Source organism: Cohnella panacarvi Gsoil 349 (assembly GCF_000515335.1).
Classification (GTDB): Bacteria; Bacillota; Bacilli; order Paenibacillales; family Paenibacillaceae; genus Cohnella; species Cohnella panacarvi.
In genome coordinates this window covers 4,348,867-4,365,119 of sequence record NZ_KI911563.1, presented here as the reverse complement: position 1 = coordinate 4,365,119, position 16,253 = coordinate 4,348,867, and the positions used below count along the sequence as shown (strand labels likewise).

At 54.2% G+C, this 16,253-nt stretch carries 12 protein-coding genes and 1 pseudogene; 2 read left to right on the top strand and 11 right to left on the bottom strand.

Annotated elements, in window-relative coordinates; translation table 11 throughout:
• Nucleotides 1–28 precede the first annotated feature (28 nt).
• From COHPA_RS0120805 to COHPA_RS0120760, 11 genes and pseudogenes are all read right to left on the bottom strand, one after another.
• Nucleotides 29–403 carry a cupredoxin domain-containing protein gene (locus tag COHPA_RS0120805; RefSeq protein ID WP_027088080.1) on the bottom strand — a complete coding sequence of 125 codons (375 nt, stop codon included), beginning with the start codon at nucleotides 401–403 and terminating at the stop codon, nucleotides 29–31.
• A gap of 133 nt (nucleotides 404–536) precedes the next feature.
• Nucleotides 537–1,961, bottom strand: a complete 1,425-nt coding sequence (locus COHPA_RS0120800) for an NAD-dependent malic enzyme (RefSeq protein ID WP_027088079.1) — start codon at nucleotides 1,959–1,961, stop codon at nucleotides 537–539.
• Between the two features lie 83 nt (nucleotides 1,962–2,044).
• Nucleotides 2,045–2,464, bottom strand: coding sequence for a phage holin family protein (locus COHPA_RS0120795; protein ID WP_027088078.1), 420 nt, complete (start codon nucleotides 2,462–2,464; stop codon nucleotides 2,045–2,047).
• Between the two features lie 69 nt (nucleotides 2,465–2,533).
• Nucleotides 2,534–2,851, bottom strand: coding sequence for a hypothetical protein (locus COHPA_RS0120790; protein WP_027088077.1), 318 nt, complete (start codon nucleotides 2,849–2,851; stop codon nucleotides 2,534–2,536).
• Nucleotides 2,848–3,014 (bottom strand): annotated as a pseudogene (locus tag COHPA_RS25300) (helix-turn-helix transcriptional regulator). The gene COHPA_RS0120790 and the pseudogene COHPA_RS25300 overlap by 4 nt, the downstream one beginning before the upstream one ends.
• Nucleotides 3,015–3,382: 368 nt before the next feature.
• Nucleotides 3,383–6,130 (bottom strand): discoidin domain-containing protein, encoded by a 2,748-nt coding sequence (locus COHPA_RS0120785; protein WP_027088076.1) that lies wholly within the window; start codon nucleotides 6,128–6,130, stop codon nucleotides 3,383–3,385.
• Nucleotides 6,131–6,246: 116 nt separating this feature from the next.
• Nucleotides 6,247–7,692 (bottom strand): ABC transporter substrate-binding protein, encoded by a 1,446-nt coding sequence (locus COHPA_RS0120780; protein WP_027088075.1) that lies wholly within the window; start codon nucleotides 7,690–7,692, stop codon nucleotides 6,247–6,249.
• A 148-nt stretch (nucleotides 7,693–7,840) separates the two neighbouring features.
• Entirely contained in the window at nucleotides 7,841–8,722 is an 882-nt protein-coding gene (locus COHPA_RS0120775; protein WP_027088074.1) for a carbohydrate ABC transporter permease, read from the bottom strand.
• Nucleotides 8,722–9,639, bottom strand: coding sequence for a carbohydrate ABC transporter permease (locus COHPA_RS0120770; RefSeq protein ID WP_027088073.1), 918 nt, complete (start codon nucleotides 9,637–9,639; stop codon nucleotides 8,722–8,724). The genes COHPA_RS0120775 and COHPA_RS0120770 overlap by 1 nt, the downstream gene beginning before the upstream one ends.
• A gap of 93 nt (nucleotides 9,640–9,732) precedes the next feature.
• Complete coding sequence (locus COHPA_RS0120765; protein ID WP_027088072.1) at nucleotides 9,733–11,061, bottom strand: response regulator; 1,329 nt, start codon at nucleotides 11,059–11,061, stop codon at nucleotides 9,733–9,735.
• Nucleotides 11,062–11,085: 24 nt separating this feature from the next.
• Nucleotides 11,086–12,900, bottom strand: a complete 1,815-nt coding sequence (locus COHPA_RS0120760; protein ID WP_027088071.1) for a sensor histidine kinase — start codon at nucleotides 12,898–12,900, stop codon at nucleotides 11,086–11,088.
• A gap of 195 nt (nucleotides 12,901–13,095) precedes the next feature.
• Here COHPA_RS0120760 and COHPA_RS0120755 point away from each other — a divergent pair, with 195 nt between their 5' ends.
• Both COHPA_RS0120755 and COHPA_RS23925 read left to right on the top strand, forming a co-directional pair.
• The gene (locus COHPA_RS0120755) at nucleotides 13,096–15,063 is read left to right on the top strand and encodes a methyl-accepting chemotaxis protein (RefSeq protein ID WP_027088070.1); all 1,968 of its coding nucleotides are present in this window, start codon (nucleotides 13,096–13,098) and stop codon (nucleotides 15,061–15,063) included.
• A gap of 186 nt (nucleotides 15,064–15,249) precedes the next feature.
• On the top strand, nucleotides 15,250–16,170 hold the full coding sequence (locus COHPA_RS23925) for a class I SAM-dependent methyltransferase (RefSeq protein WP_027088069.1): 921 nt from the start codon (nucleotides 15,250–15,252) through the stop codon (nucleotides 16,168–16,170).
• Nucleotides 16,171–16,253: the final 83 nt, after the last annotated feature.

Genomic DNA, 16,253 nt, shown 5'->3' with positions numbered 1-16,253 from the left:
CCGCTAGGCTCCTTTTGCTGTGTATAACCTACTCGACGATAATCTTCGAGATCATGTTGCCGTGCCCTTGTCCGCACATGATTTCGCACCTGATTTCGTATTCCCCGGGCGTATCGAACGTGATGTCCGCTTCCGGAGTATCGTTGGACAAATCTACGCCGTTAACCTTCACGCCGTGTACGCCAAGCTTATTCGCGAGCTTGACCTTATAGAGCGTGCCTGCTTTAACGCGGTATTCGCTCTTGTCGAACTCGAAGTTCGTCATCGTAATCTTAAGCAACTCTTGACCTTCCGCCAAGCCTGCCGTCTCGCTCTTCGGCTTATCCGGCAATCCGGAGGACAACAAGTATACGCCCAACAAGCAAGCGATAACGACTAAAGTGGACATTACCCATTTATGCATTTGTCTGCTCCCCTGCTTCCTACAATTGTCTACCTCATATAATACCTAAAACCCGCGATCGAACTCAAGAGGTTGAAATGCGGTTCCGGACAACTTTATTAAACTTATGACAAAATGATGAACGATTTCGCGATCAATCTCCTTTCCGGAAATCGCTCGGCACTTTGCGGGACACGCCCGTGCGAATCGCTTCCAGGACGACGGCCCGCCGCACGGCCGGAACGACTTTATCGTTGAATACGCCCGGTATAATATAATGTTCGTTCAGTTCTTGCTCCGAGACGATGGACGCGATCGCCCGCGCCGCCGCCAGCTTCATCTCCTCGTTGATCGTGCTCGCTCTCGCATCCAGCGCTCCGCGGAATATGCCCGGAAAAGCGAGCACGTTATTCAACTGGTTCGGATAATCGGAGCGTCCCGTCGCGAACACGCGCACGTAAGGCAACGCTTCTTCCGGCGCAATCTCCGGCTCGGGATTCGCCATGGCGAACACGATCGGGTCCTTGTTCATCCGCTTCACGTCTTCCGAATGCAACAGCCTAGGCCTGGACAACCCGATGAATACGTCCGCATCTTGGATGACGTCGGACAAGCGGCCGGTTTCGCCGCTTGGATTCGTCTGGCGGGCAAACTCGTTCCAAACCTCGTTCTCGTAGTGTACGCCGCGATGGATGGCGCCATCCTTGTCGACCCCGATCAAGTTGGTTACGCCGGCTCTGAGCAGCATGCTCGAGCAGGCGATGCCCGCTGCGCCGATGCCGCAGACGACGACTTTGATCTGATCGATCGGCTTGCCGACGATTTGGAGCGCGTTGATTAACCCTGCGAGCAAGACGATAGCCGTACCGTGCTGGTCGTCGTGAAAGACCGGGATATCGAGCGATTCTCTAAGCCTTCTCTCGATGTCGAAGCAGCGCGGCGACGCGATATCCTCGAGATTGATCCCGCCGAACGTCGGGGCGATCGCCTTGACGATCGCGACGATCTCGTCGGGATCCTTCGTGTCGAGACAGATCGGGAACGCGTCGACGTCCGCCAGCTCTTTGAATAGCATCGCCTTCCCTTCCATGACCGGCATCGCCGCGTAAGGGCCGATGTCGCCAAGCCCCAGCACCGCCGTACCGTCCGAGACGACTGCTACCGTATTGCGCCGGATCGTCAGCGAGAACGCTTTGTTCGCGTCTTCGTGGATGGCCATGCAGACTTTGGCGACGCCCGGGGTATAGACGCGGGACAGATCGTCCCTGTTCTTGATCGGGACTTTGGAATGGACTTGGATTTTCCCGCCGAGATGGAGCAAGAACGTTCGATCCGACACGTTAATCAGTCGAATGCCGGGTATCGTCCGAACCGCTTCGGTAAGCCGATCGACGACTTGCGGATCCGGCAAGCTTACGGTTAAGTCCCGAATCTCCATCCTTTTGCCCGGTTGGATGACGTCGATCGCCACGATATCGCCGCCGTTGGTCCCGATCGCCGATACGAGTTCGCCGAACGTAACCGCTTGCTTGTCCATCTCGACGCGAATAATGACGCTAGAACCGCCGACTAGGCGCATACGAATCAACTCCGTCTCTTTTTTCATACTATACATAAGCTTAACCATTCGGCCCGATAAGCATCACAACCCCGACCGGCGGCTCAATCGGGGTTGTCGGTCGTACCTTCGGACTTATCGCCTCGGTTACGCAACGTGCGAACGAATTGCTTCAATTGCGGCGGCAGCGGAAGACCTAGCCGTCCATAGTTCTCTATAATGGATAATAGCTCGTTTACGGTATAGAACGCAATCGCTCCGCCCATCGCCACATCGACCCCGAGCACGAGATCGATCCGATGGGAGAGCAGAACGACCAGAAGGATCAAGCCTTTTTTCATCAATCCCCAGAATCCGACTTTGCTATCCAAGCCGCTGCCGTCGTAAACCGCGGCGATAATCCCCGTAACATAGTCTATGGCCATCGCGACCAACAAGAACGTCAACGACTCCGTCCACGTGCCGAAAGCGAACGTGATCGCGGAGCCGAAGACGATGCTTACTCCTGCTAAATACACATTCATGCGGACCGCCTCCAGTCTCCCTACATCATATGTAGGAAGGACAAGACCGTCACAACGCAGCCAAGCCTATTACATCTCTTTATTGAACATTAAGCGGTAATAAGTACCATATCCGACGATAAACATATAGGCAAAAACCATTAGCAATAATACGAATAATTCGATACCCATCAAGGCAATGGCGGCGGGATTATTCATCATCGCTAGCCGGACGATCGTTTCCCCCATGCCGTGACCGAAGATCGCACAGCCAAGCCCAACGCAGATAAAAGGCAAAGCTCGCCATGCGCCTTGCGGATCTTCGATTGTTCGGATGAAGTACACGCCGCAGCCCAGTAGTCCTGCGCCTACAATAATCAGAAGAAAATACGAGCCGGCCTTGTTCATAGGCTTTCATCCTCCTCATAAATAAAGATCTCTTCGATACTCATGCCGAAGTACCGGGCGATCTTGAACGCTAAAAGGATCGAAGGGTTATAGCGTCCGTTTTCAAGCGAACCGATCGTTTGTCTAGAACTTCAAGAGCCGCAGCTAAATCGTCTTGCTTCATTCCGCGTTGCTTGCGGGTATCTGACCACAATCGATCTGTTCTATGTAACGGAGTTCCTCGCTACCACAACTGCACGGAGTACTGTTCGTTATCGCATTATCGTCATTTTTCTACTGAATAATTGCATTGAATACATTTCATTATCGCCCAAACCATCAGAACTCTCGTTATCTACCCAAATAGCTGCACTTCGTACCGTTTACAGGTCAAGGAGTTCCCGCAAGTTGGAATACCTGCCATTCATACAGTTAGTGTCGAGCGATGACGCTGCGTAAAGGCCTAGTTGATAGCGATCAGTAAAAACAAACGAAAGAGGCGTCCCTCGGTCGAATCGACCTTTGGGACCCCCCTTCCATGCCCAACGCTAGTTATTCATATACTTCGATCTCGGATATCTGCGCTGCCGGCCAAGCCGTGTTCGAAGTCATCGTCACCCGGATGAATCGCTGCTTGACCGCCGATTCTAGCGGAAGCTCTATCTTGTTGTCACGCTTCGGATCGAACGTATACGGCTTCGCGGGCAGCAGCGACGCGAACGCACGGCCGTCCGCGCTGCCGAGCACCTCGATCTCCTGGTCGCGGGCTTCCCACGCATCCTGAGGCGGCAGCGCCAGCATCACCTTGCCGACCTGCATCTCCGAACCGAGATCGACCGTTAGCGACTGAGGGAATTTATTCGCGGTGCTTTCCCAATACGTGAAAGGATCGCCGTCCGTCGTCAACTTCGGATCGAACGCTTCGGCCGTGACCGAAGTCGCCAGCGCCTTCGTTCCGGCCGCGATGTTCACTTCGAGCTTCGCTTTCTCGAACGTCTCCGCGACTTGCGTCTCGGCCTCCGAACGCTTCAATTCCACGTAAGCGACCTTCCGCTCTTTAATGACGCCGACATAATCGAATATCGCGTAATCGCCTTCGTTCTTCACCCGAAGCTCGGCGATCTTCGTTCCGTCCGCTTCGTATGCCGCAGCGGAAGCGAACGGCCATCCGTCGCCCTTCTTGATCTTCAGCGTCGTGTCGGAGCCGATCGGCTGATAGACGCGAATCGAGTCCTCGCCCCGCGCTTCCACGAGGTCATGTTCTCCGATGTCCAGATCGAACCCGTTGTAGCGCGAGTAGTTCCCCGCTCTCACGGCGCCGTCTTCGGCGACGATATCGAAGCCGCCTGCCGACAACGTCGTTTCGGCGTCAAGCGCGTAAGGCTGTTTCGTATCCCAGTTCGCCGTCGCCCGATGCGTGCCGAAATCGGTTCTCGTCACCGCGGGCGCGACTTGCTCGAACCCTTGCGCGAGCGAGTCCGCATACCGGGACAGCACGAATTTCTGGAACACGCCGACCGCGTCTACCCAAGGGCTGCTTACGCCGTTGTAGAAGTCCGCGCTCAGGTTGTATCCCATCGCGACGTTCCAGCGCAACAGATCCTGATCGTCCGTCATCGTCTCCCCGGCCAAGTTATGCTGATATTGCATAACCTTGTCTCTGAACAGCATGCCGGCCAGCGGATAATAGTCGGTGTAGATCGCCGTATTCTTGCGATAGCCGAGCAAGTCCCACAAATACGTCGCGCCCATGAAGCCGATCGAATCGTCGGCCAGCACGTCCGTGCCGTCTTCGATATAGATGCGATGCTTCAGAGCATCGAAATATTGACGTACTCCCGCGAAATAAGCGGTGGAAGGATCCGTTCCCGCCGGTCTCGCATCGTTATAGACGTACGGCGAGTTGCGAATGCCCCATTGGTCCTCGAAGACGCCGTCGAAGCCCGCGACGTTAATCAGCTTGTCGTGCTCTTCGCCGGTGCGTCGCAAGAAGAACGGATCGGCCGGATTTACGACGTAGCCTTCATGCATGCCGTAGGACTCGGACGCGATCGTCTTGTTCTCCTTCTGCACGACAAGGCTTTCGAGCGTCGTCCCCGCAGGCAAATTCGCGAGCGTCGGGGAGCTTTTGCCCCACCAGGACATGTTCGTATACGGCACGATTCTGTTGCCCTTATCTTTCGCGCGCTTGACGAACTGCTCGAACGTCGCGGACGATCCCCACCTCGGATCGGGCGGTATGAAGTCCGGATAGTTCTCGTCATGGCCTCCCGTCTGGAACCCGACAAGATGGATCATCCCCGGGTAGTTCATCTTGTCGATGAAATTCGACGTCAGATTGCTCCAGTCGGCATCCTTAATCGCGGAGATATCCGTCTTATATAGAGGCAATTGGAAATAGACGTCCGCGTCTTCCCCGAGTTTATCGCCCAGCGTACGGTACTTGTCGATGGCGTTAAGCTTGCGGTAGCTCGCGATCGAGCTCGGATAGTCCCCGCCGATCTCCAAGACGACGTCCGGGCTCTTCCACTCCGCCTTGGATTCGATCCACGTGCGATAGCTATGCACGAACGCCGTTTTGCCTTTGTCGTTCGTTTGACTTTTGTATCCGATCTCGGTAAGCGGCGTGATCGACCCGCCAATATCGTAGACTGCCATGCTGCCGGCGTTCGTGCGCATCGCGAGGTACGAGGCGAACATGACCCCCGGATATTGATCGGAGAACGAGTTGCTGTCTTTGAAGAACGCATTCTTCAGCTTCGCGCCCGGCAGCATCGGAAGCATCGCGTCTTTCACGCCGTCGACTTCGACTTTCAGCTCGTATGGGAAGCGGAACGACTTGATCGTCAGATCGGAACCGTTCAACACGCCGGCGTTCATGTAGATGCGGCGATCGTCTCCGAACCTCGTCTTGATGTCTACTTGAACCGAACCGCCGTAACGGAACGTCAGTTCGCTCTTCTTGCCGTTCCAATCGTAAGTAAAATCGGTCGTTTTCGCGCTGCTGACGGACGTGTCGTCGTTCATGATCGCCCACCAAAGCGCGCCCTCGCGATTGCCGTGCGTTAAGCTGCCTTCCGCGTTCTTGTCCTTTATATAGGAGACTCCGCCGTGCGAAGCATCGAACGCGATCTCGTAATCGGAGTTGCTTATGACGAGCAGACCGTCCCGCTTCGCCATGCTCGCGTTCGCTCTCCCGCCCAGCAGGTCGGCGAACAGAAGCAGAACGCCGACCGCCGCGACTACAACGGCGCTTGAGCTGATCCATACCCACTTCTTATTCAGCATGCGCTTAGTCACATGTACACCACCTGTTCGTTGTGCTGGCAGCTGGTTCGCTGCTGACGGACAGAAAAGGGTTGCCCCCGTAGATGACGGCATCTACGAGCGGGCAACCCTCCCTCATGCGGTTTCTGTTACAGCTGGATCGTGTCGTAGAATTTCTCTTGAACCGTCTTTGCAGTCGCGTCCAACGAAGCTTTCATGTCTACGCCTTGCTTGGAGAATACTTCCTGAATGACGTTCGTCATCGCTGCGTAGTAGTCTTGCGTATTGTATTGAGCTTCCAGTTTGGCGTCGAGCAGATCCAGGAATTCTTGTTTGTATTGATAAACGTTGTCGTGCTTTTCGTATACGGCTTTCACTTTTTGGCCGAATTCGGACGTCATGTCGAAGTACTCGAATACCGGCGGGATGAAGTACTTGTTCTCGGCTTTGCGAGCCTCGATGTTCGCGTCGAGCGAAGTAAGGAAGTCGTCATTGAAGTAGTCGAATACCGCGTAACGGAATGCCATCGCTTGCTCGTCTTTCGAGGCGTTCGGATTGATGACGAGGAAGTCGCCGCCGATAATGCCCGCATGCGAGCCGCCCGGCGCAGCCGCGTTCGGATAAACTTCGATATCGCTAGGCGACATGCCGCCTTGGTTCAACGCTTGATCGACCGGGTCGCTGGCACCGGCAATAACCATTGCCGTTCTGCCTTGCGCGAATGCGCCTACCGCGTCGCCCCATCCGAGCGCCCAGTCCTGCGGAATCGCGTTCGCTTCCCATTTAAGCTTGTTGTAGAACTCGATCGCTTTCAAACCTGCATCGGAGTTGAACGCAGCCGTAACCTTGGAGTCGACCGTTTGGATATCGCCGCCGGCTGCGAACAGGAAGTTCGTCCAGTTCCAGCCTGCTTCGTTGCCTTTGCCCATCGGAGCGAAACCGGAAATGCCGGCGTTAGGATCCGCGGCGGCTTTAGCCGTGTTCAGCATGTCGTCCCAAGTCCAGTTGAACGGAGGAGGCGCGATGCCTTTGTCTTTCAGCATTTTCGTATTAACGACCGTTGCCGTGATATAACCGCGTTGCGGGATACCGTATACTTTGCCGTCGATAATGAATTGGCTGGAGAGCGTTTTATTGAATTGGTCTTTCTTCTCGTAGGAGTTCCACAGCTCCGTAATGTCGGCAGCCCAGCCTTTTTCAACGAGGAACTTGCCTTCCGTAGCATACGTATTGAACAACGTCGGCGCTTCGTTGGCGCCCATCTTGATCCCGATTTCATTCGGGTTGTATTGCCAATCGCTCTTAATGATCTCAACGTTCGGGTAAACTTGGTTGAAGCGCGCGATTTTGTCGTCCTCGAGCTTACGCTCTTGAACTTTGTCAGGCGTCGGAAAGTAGATGCTGATCGTCGCTTTCACTTGCGTAGGGTCATCTGCAGGAGCAGCGCTTCCCGTGTCGGCAGGAGACGAAGCTGGAGTCGCTGCAGCCGGAGCGGAGCTCGAAGCCGCGTTGCCGTTATTATTGTTGCTTCCGCACGCTGCCAGTACCAAGCTCGCGGCCATGAGTACCGAGATGACGCTTGTAATCTTACGCATGTTGTTATTTCCCCTTTTCGTTTCAGAATTTGACTTACACGCTCATCATAATGGAGGCGTATTCATAGAGCGATGTGTATTCCTATTTCGATTGTGTGCAGATTTACGCTCTGTCGATATCGGACAGAAAATAACATCAATGTTTGAATTACCCTTTTACTCCGCCTAGGTATAAACCCCTTAAGATATACTTTTGAAAGAAAAGGAAGATCATGATCGGCGGGAACATCACGATCGTCAAAATCGCGAACTTCATATTCAAATCCAGCATCCTCGCGTCGAGAACTAACGTTTTGATCGCGGCGGAGAGCGGCTTATAGTCTTGACCGAGCATGAAATTCGGCCAGAACCAGTCGTTCCATGCGGTGGCGAATACGAATATCGCAAGCGTGGCGAAAATCGGAATCGACAGCGGAAACGCGATTTGGAAAAACGTGCGGATTTCCGACGCTCCGTCGATCCGGGCGGATTCGAACGTCTCGTTGTGAATGCCGTCCATGAATGTCTTGAGCAGCAGCAGATAGAACGCGTTCGCGCCAGCCGGCAGCCAAATCGCGCCGTACCATCCCATCAAGCCGAGCTCCTTTAGGTTGACGAAGTTCGGAATCGCGTACGTCGTGGCCGGAACGAACAACGTCAGCAGGAAGTAGTAATAGATGCCGCGTCTGAACGGAAACTTCATCTTCGACAGCGCGAACGCCGCGAAACCGATGACGATGACGATAATCAACATATTGCCGCCGAAGATGAACAGCGTATTTTTCAAATATTTCGGCAGATCGATATATTCCCAGGCTCTCTTATAGTTGTCGAAGTGCCAGCCGTCCCGCGGAAGGAAGGTCGGCGGGAACGAGTTCACTTCCTTGTTCACCTTCAGACCGTTGAACAAGGAGATGAGCAGCGGATACACCATGACGCACATCATGACGAGAACGATCAAGTTCATCAAATAATAGCCGAGCCTGATCGACGGCTTCTGATGATCGTAGCTGGATAGAATGCCTCTTTCGAGCGATTTGGACGCCTTCATCAGTCGATCCCTCCGTTCCTGTTCAGCCTGTACTGGATGATCGCGAGGATGACAAGAGCGAAGAACATGATTACGCCCATCGCGGAAGCGACGCCATAGTCTTGACGAACGAACGCGTAACGGGTAAGCAAGAGAGCGTATGTCAACGTGGCGTTGTTCGGGCCTCCGTCGAGCATCGCGTACTGCGTCTGGAAGCCTTGCGACGTAGCGATCAACTGCAGCATCAGCAGCAATAAGATCTGATTCTTGATCGCCGGCAGCGTAATATGGCGTATGCGCTGCCAAACGCCGGCGCCGTCGATCTCCGAGGCTTCATACCAATCCCGCGGGATGCTGAGCACGGCGGCCAAGTAGATGAGCATCGCGGATCCGAAGCTTTGCCACGTCTCCATGATGACGATCGCGGGCATCGCCCACGCTTTATCGACCATGAACAGTACGGGGTCGATCCCGAACGACTTGATTACTTGGTTAATCGGACCGACCGGGTCGTACATCCACCTCCAGACGCCGTACAGCACGACGAACGGCACGACGTAAGGCAAGTAGGCCGCGACGCGGGCGAAGCCCTGGAACTTCCGCATCTCGGAGATCATAATGGCGAACAGAATCGGTACCCAGAAGCCGATGACGATACCTAGTCCCATGTATTTCAATGTATTTTTGACCGCAATCCTAACGTCCGGGTCATTAAAGACCGTCCGATAATTGTCGAATCCGACGAACGAATCGCCTTTGACGAAGTCGATCTTGTAAAGGCTGTCCATCAGACCTTTGACGATCGGATACCAAAGGAATAACGCGAAAATAACGATGGCGGGCAGCACGAAGAGATAACCCCAAAAATTCCGTCTGAACTTCCTCTTCGGTCGCTCGCGCGGCTGCAGCTGGATTGGAACGGCTGTTGTTTGCTCCATTAGATGTCCCTCATTCCTTTTTCTATCTTCCATCATTGTAGAAGGAGCGGCCGCTCCTGAACATGTGCATATCTATTCGGATGATAGGCGATCTTACTTCTTCATCTCGCTGGGGCTGATCCCGAAATATTTTTTGAAAATTTTGCTGAAATGCTCCGGAGATTCGTAACCGACGCGCTCGGCGATCTCGTAACGGCGCAAATCCGAATGCTGGATCAGCCGCTTGCTTTCCTCCATGCGCAGCTTAATCACGTATTCCCATAGGTTAAAGCCGGTATTTTTCTTAAAAAGATAGCTGAGGTAGTTCGGACTGACGTGGTTTTTCTGCGCGACATCGCCCAGCGTCAATCCTTTCTGCGCGTAGTTCTGGTGGATGTATTCGGTCGCCCGTTCGACGATCAGGTTGTTCTGGGCGGCCATCTCCTCTTCGGAAGGCTCTTCCTCCGACAAGACTCCCCACTTGAAGTCTCCGTAATAGAATACATGGTGGTCCTTGTGCTGACGCTGCCAGAGCATCGCCTTGATCGCCTGCTTGCCGAGCTCGCCCAAGAACGCGTGGCCTCTCAGGATGTGGCTAATGCCGACGACGCACTGGAAGCCGAGGAACTTATGGACGTTGAAATGCAGGCTTCTCCCGATCATCTCGAGCTGATTGATTGTATCGACGCTCGAATCGCCGTACTTGGCCTCGTCCCATTGAATGACGATTCCGATCTCGTGACCTTCGGAATAGAACGCTTGATGGTCCCATTCTCGGTCGAGCAGCTCGCTTACGATGTTGAGCACGGCGTATTGCAGCAGCTTGCCGTCCTTGCTCGCCACGTCGCGGCCTCCGGACGACAGATCGAGCCGAAGCTTGATGACGGCGAAGTACGGACCGGTTAAATGAATGTCGTGAACGTTGGACAGTTCGGCGACGAGACCGTCCCGTTCTCCGGCATGCTCGTCCAGAAGCCAGTTAAGCAGCTCCGCGCGCTTCGGGTTAGGCGTCGACAGGTGAAAATGCTCGCGCAGATCGGACATGAGCTGGTCCTGATCCTGCGCCGGCTTATCCATATGCAGGAGCACGTGTCTGACCGAGCCGAGGAACTGCTCGCTGTTCAGCGGCTTGATGAGATAGTCTTTCGCCCCCAGCCGAATCGCTAATTGGGCGTATTGGAACGTCTCGTGCGCCGAAATAATGATGACCTGCACCCAAGGTTTGATGATTTTGGCCTGCTGCATCAGTTCGATCCCGCTCATCGAGCCCATCTGGATGTCCGTCACGAGCAGGTCGATATTCTCCATCCGCAAGTAATCCAGCGCTTCGTATCCGTTGTGCGCGGTATATATATGTTCGATATTCAGTCCGGAGGCGTTCAGTAAGCTGGCTAACCCTCGGCAAATGAGCGGTTCGTCGTCGACAATGAGAATGTTGTACATGAGAGGTTGCCTCCTTATAGGTGTTTACGGTTGGTCCGTAACGGGCTGCGCGCGCAACGGCAATGTCATGATGACTCTCGTCCCCTCGACTTCCCTCGGTTCGAAGGTCAGCCCGTATCGCTCTCCGAAATGAAGCTGAATGCGCTGCTGTACGTTGCGAATCCCGTAACCCGAAGCGGAGTTCGCGTCCGCGAGCATTCGGTTGATCGCTTCGTAATCGACTGCCTTGTAGCCGTTGTCCTCGACCGTAATTCGGATTGAATCGGTCAGCTTCTTGGCGGAGACGGTGATTTCGCCATCCTCCCCCATGTTCATAACGCCGTGGATGATCGCGTTCTCGATGAGCGGCTGGAGCGTGATCTTCGGAATTTCGTAAGCGAACGTGTCGTCGTCGATTCGCCATTCGATTGCGAAGCCGTACTCGTATCGCTTTTGCTGCAAGCTCGCGTAAGCGCTCGCGTGTTCGAGCTCGTCCTTGATCGCGATCAGCTCGCGACCCCGGCTGAGGCTGATCCGCATCAGCTTCGACAACTCCTTGATCATCTCCGCCGACCCGGCATTTCCTTCGAGCGAGCTCTTCCAGTAAATGCTCTCAAGCGTGTTATAGAGCAGATGCGGATTGATTTGCTGATAGAGCAATTGCAGCTGAGATTCCTTCTGCTTAATCTCCATCAAATATTGATCGCGGATCATGTCGTTAAGCCTGTGCGTCATACTGTGCACCGAATAGATAAGCACGCCGACTTCATCGTTGCGCTCCCGCTGCGGCATCTTCGGCAACGGTTTGCCCGGCTCGTACGATCGCGAGAACGTCGCCAGCTTCTGCAGCGGAGTCATGAGCGAGCGCCAGAAATACACCATGACGACCAGCGCGAACAGCGAGTAAACGATCGAGATGAGCTGAATGACCCGCTTCAACTCGTCCTGCTTCTGAAGCAGCGATTTGGTCGGTATTTTGTAAATGAGTTTTTGCTGTTGCGCGTATCTCGTATGGGCTACGTAAATGTACCCGTCAGAAATCATGCTTATCGTGTTTTCGAATTCGGTCTCGTCTTCAATCGGATCCGGGAGGCTTATCGTCCGTCCGATCATGTCTGTCGTCGAGGAAAGCACGAGATTGTTCCAGTCCGTCAAATACATCTCGCCGCCTACCGGGAGCGATACCGTACTGAAAGACTCTTCGATCTTCTTTTCCATCTTCGTCGCGACGAGAATGCCGATGACGCTGTTGCCGCGGGAGATGTTGTTGACGACCCGCATGTACGCGAGCGTCCTCTGGTCCGACTTCGGGCCGAGGTTGTCCATGTAAGCGAGCACGCCTTTGCCCTTCTGCGCCAGCGCCGCGTCCATCCACGGAAGTTTGTTTTCGTCCGAATAATAGAATACGTTGGACGAGGTGTCCAACTTGTCGATGTTAATATTTTTCGGCGCGAAGCCGAACCGGTCGTTCGGATCAAACACGAACAAGAGGTAATAGACGGCTTCCCCGCCGAAAATACCCACCGAGTTGCTGCGAAGCAGCTTCGTCATGTCGGAGTATTTGCGAACGAGGTCGATTTCCTCGTCTCCCTTCTCTACGATCATGCTTTGCGTAATCGGATTCTGAATGATCGTCGACATAATCCGGTTGATCGTGTCGATATCCCGGTTAAGCAGGAAGTGATTCTGCTTGTTAAGCTCCTCGTACGCGCCTGTTACCTGAGTCGTTAAAATCCGCTCGGCCATCAAGTTCGCGTACCAGTTCAGGATGAACACCGGGCTGACCAGCACCAAAAACAGCAGGATCAGCTGCTGTTTGACGTTCATCTTCGTCAAGGGATTTCTAATCGATGCCTTCATCCTGGGTCCCCCCCCCGTCGGACAGATCTTTACCTCTATTATTACGGCTTGCCAGTAGATTGTGGAGCCTCCGGGCGATTTCCCGTACGAGCGCACATCATATGCGTAGAACGACACATTATCACGAATCTATCTCCGTTTACAATGATTGGTATAGACAGAACCAATAACGTAAAGGGGATGTTTGGCGTGACAATGCTGCGTTCGGTCGGTACCAAGCTTTTCTTGCTCTTATTCGCATCTACTCTCGTATCCGTGTTGCTCGTAGGCATGATCTCCTACGACAAATCCCAATCCATCATCGCGGGCCAGATGGAGGCGGTATCCCAACAAACCGTTAAGGAGTCCGCGGATAAAATCGGGCTGCTGCTCAAACCGTTCGAGGACATGTCGCTTCAATTTTCCACAAGCAGAGATTTGCAAGAAAGCTTGTCCGCGATCTTCGACCCGAACGCGGAAGTCTCCGGCAAAACCCGCGGCAAAGCGGATTTGCAGGATACGCTTAATCAGCTGGCTCGCACGAATACGTTCATACTGTCGATCACGCTGCTCGATACCGTTAACGTGAACGAGACGGTCAATTCCATCTCCGCAGGATTGATTCCGATCGATCGTAAAGCCGGGTGGTACGCCGAGACGATGGCGCTTAAAGGCAAAGCGCTGTGGCTGCCGCCCAAGAACGACGGTTATACGGGCATGGCCAAGGGCAACGTGTTCGCGCTGGCCCGCATGATCGGCAAATCGATGATCGTCTTCGAAATCGATGCCGAGCTGCTCTCGCAGACGCTGGGCTCGGTCCGGTTCAGCGAAAGCTCGCGGATGCTGCTCGCCGACGCTCAAGGTAACGTGCTGTTATCGTCCGTTGCCGAGAATATCGGACAACCGTTCTCGCCCGAACCGTGGAAAGACGATCATCTCGTCGTCTCCGAGCCGCTCTCAAGAACTTCTTGGACGTTATCCGGCATCGCGCCGCTGAAGGAGCTTGTCGCCGATACGAAAGCGATTCGCGATCTGACGATCGTCATGTGCCTCATCTCCGCAGCGCTCGCGATCGGTTTGGGATACTTAGTCATTCTGCACGTAGGCAAACCTCTCCTGCATATTCGCGGTATGCTGAACGAAGGAGCAAGCGGCAATCTATCGGTTCGGACGAAGCTGCGAAGACGCGACGAGATCGGCGAGGTGTCGGGCAGCTTCAACCGGATGATGGAACAAATGACGCGTCTCATCGATCAGACGCGTCATTCCGCGAGCCAAGTGCTTCAAACGTCAAGCGTTCTGCTCGGGGTATCGCGGCAAACCGCGAGCGCGGCAAGCGAGATATCGATCGCGACGAACGAAATCGCGGAGGGCTCGGCTCAGTTGGCCTCCGAAGCCGAGACCGTCCATCATATCGTCGATTCGATGAACGGCGATCTGGAGAGCGTCATCGGGGCGACCGACCGAATCAACGAGTCTTCGCTCGAGGTGAAGTCGGCGTCCTCCGAAGGCAAGCGGTTCATGGAGAGCATCGTCTCGGGCACGATCGAATCGGAGCAATCGATCGACCGGCTCGTCGGACGGGTCGGCCGGCTGGAACAAAGCACGGAAGCGATGCAGCGCATCTTGGATCTGCTGGACAAGATTACGAAGGATTCGAAAATACTGTCTCTTAACGCGGGTATCGAAGCGGCAAGATCGGGATCGTCGAGCAGCGGCTTCAAAGTGATCGCGTCGGAGATGGGCCGTCTGTCCGACCAGACGAACGAGTCGATCGCGACCGTGCACGAGATGACGGATGCGATCCGAGAGGAGATCGTTCAGACCGTTAAGGCGCTGTCGACCGCGCTTCCGCTGCTGCGATCCCAGATCGAATCGATTCGAACGGCGGGCGGGATCTTCGCTTCCGTCTACGAGAATTCCGAAGCTTTCTCGCTGCTCGCGGAGCGGATCAAGCACGACGTTCGCAAGCTTGGCGAGAAGCAGCGGCAACTGAACGCCTCGATCGCGAGCGTCAGCAGCTTCTCGGAGGAGGCGTCGGCAACGTCCGAGCAAGTGGCCGCGCTAAGCGCCGGGCAGCTGCATTCGAGCCAAGAGGTCGTCGACATCGCCAAGGAGCTCGAAGGCTTGTCGGGCGTGCTGCAGAAGACGCTGATGGGCTTCAAAGCGGGGGAAAGCCGTTAAACGAAGATGGGTACAATCGCTCATGAGCAATGAGGCGGTCGTACCTTTTCTTTTATCTAGCAAATAACCATTTATTAGCAGGATTTCCGCTTCACGTGCATAAGTATTAGAGTATTAACTCATGCGAGGTGATGGACGAACGCAAATGGTAAGCGTTTACAAACATTGATAAGGAGGGAATGATTCATGGGAGAACGCAGCCTCTTGGACCGCACCTTCGAAGCTTTCAAGAACGACCGAATCGAGAATGTCGTGAACGATTTTTTCTACGGTTTAGGACAAATCCGTCGTACGTTAACCGCAGAAGCCTGGAAAACTTTTATTAACGATTGTCGGGCGCATCCGGTTATGGGCATTTTTCAACAAGATCCTTTTACCCGCAGATGTTATCAGAAGCCTCGCGGATACCCCGGAGATCCCGTAGTGATGGACCTCATCTACAATGAAGATCCGGAACTTATCGCAAGCTTAAAGCAAGAATCGGATCTGGGGCTGCGTATATACCGGGAATTTCTGAAACATCCGGAGACGAGCGCGGTCCGGTCGAGGAAAGCGATACTGACCTCGAAAATAGACGAGACGCTGCAACGCTGCCCATCGCCCGCCATCATGTCCGTCGGGTGCGGCCATCTTCGCGAAGCCGAAGCATGCCAAGGCATGAGAGACCATCAAGCGGTTCGCTTTACCGCGATAGATCAAGACACGGCATCGCTTGAGGTCGTCCGCAAGACTTGGAACGGAAGGATCGGTACCGCCAGCACGTCGGTCGTCGACATCCTCCGCAAAGATACCATCCGGGATACGGGGTTTGACTTGATTTATGCAGCCGGTTTGTACGATTATTTGAATGATAACCTGTCGGAGCGGCTTACGGCCGCCTTATTCGGCAAGCTCCGTTCCGGCGGAAAATTGCTGATCGCCAACTTTATCGCGGAACCGCCTAATGTCGCGTTCATGGAAGCGTGCATGGATTGGTGGCTCATCTACCGGGTAGAGGAAGATATGATTCGGATGACCGCAAGAATCGATCGGAAGAAGCTGGCCGAGCTTCGCCTATATACCGATGATACCGGCTGCATTATGTTTCTGGAGCTGACTTCGCAATAATCTTAACAAAGAGGCGCAACCGGCTCTTAAAGCACAAAGACGACCCGCAACCCTCATAGGGATGCAGTCGTCTTCTGTTTTTG

Coding starts and splice junctions, on each gene's coding strand:
- COHPA_RS0120805 (WP_027088080.1), bottom strand. CDS start 403: ATGCATAAATGGGTAATGTCCACTTTAGTCGTTATCGCTTGCTTGTTG.
- COHPA_RS0120800 (WP_027088079.1), bottom strand. CDS start 1,961: ATGCGCCTAGTCGGCGGTTCTAGCGTCATTATTCGCGTCGAGATGGAC.
- COHPA_RS0120795 (WP_027088078.1), bottom strand. CDS start 2,464: ATGAATGTGTATTTAGCAGGAGTAAGCATCGTCTTCGGCTCCGCGATC.
- COHPA_RS0120790 (WP_027088077.1), bottom strand. CDS start 2,851: ATGAACAAGGCCGGCTCGTATTTTCTTCTGATTATTGTAGGCGCAGGA.
- COHPA_RS0120780 (WP_027088075.1), bottom strand. CDS start 7,692: ATGCGTAAGATTACAAGCGTCATCTCGGTACTCATGGCCGCGAGCTTG.
- COHPA_RS0120775 (WP_027088074.1), bottom strand. CDS start 8,722: ATGAAGGCGTCCAAATCGCTCGAAAGAGGCATTCTATCCAGCTACGAT.
- COHPA_RS0120770 (WP_027088073.1), bottom strand. CDS start 9,639: ATGGAGCAAACAACAGCCGTTCCAATCCAGCTGCAGCCGCGCGAGCGA.
- COHPA_RS0120765 (WP_027088072.1), bottom strand. CDS start 11,061: ATGTACAACATTCTCATTGTCGACGACGAACCGCTCATTTGCCGAGGG.
- COHPA_RS0120760 (WP_027088071.1), bottom strand. CDS start 12,900: ATGAAGGCATCGATTAGAAATCCCTTGACGAAGATGAACGTCAAACAG.
- COHPA_RS0120755 (WP_027088070.1), top strand. CDS start 13,096: ATGCTGCGTTCGGTCGGTACCAAGCTTTTCTTGCTCTTATTCGCATCT.
- COHPA_RS23925 (WP_027088069.1), top strand. CDS start 15,250: ATGGGAGAACGCAGCCTCTTGGACCGCACCTTCGAAGCTTTCAAGAAC.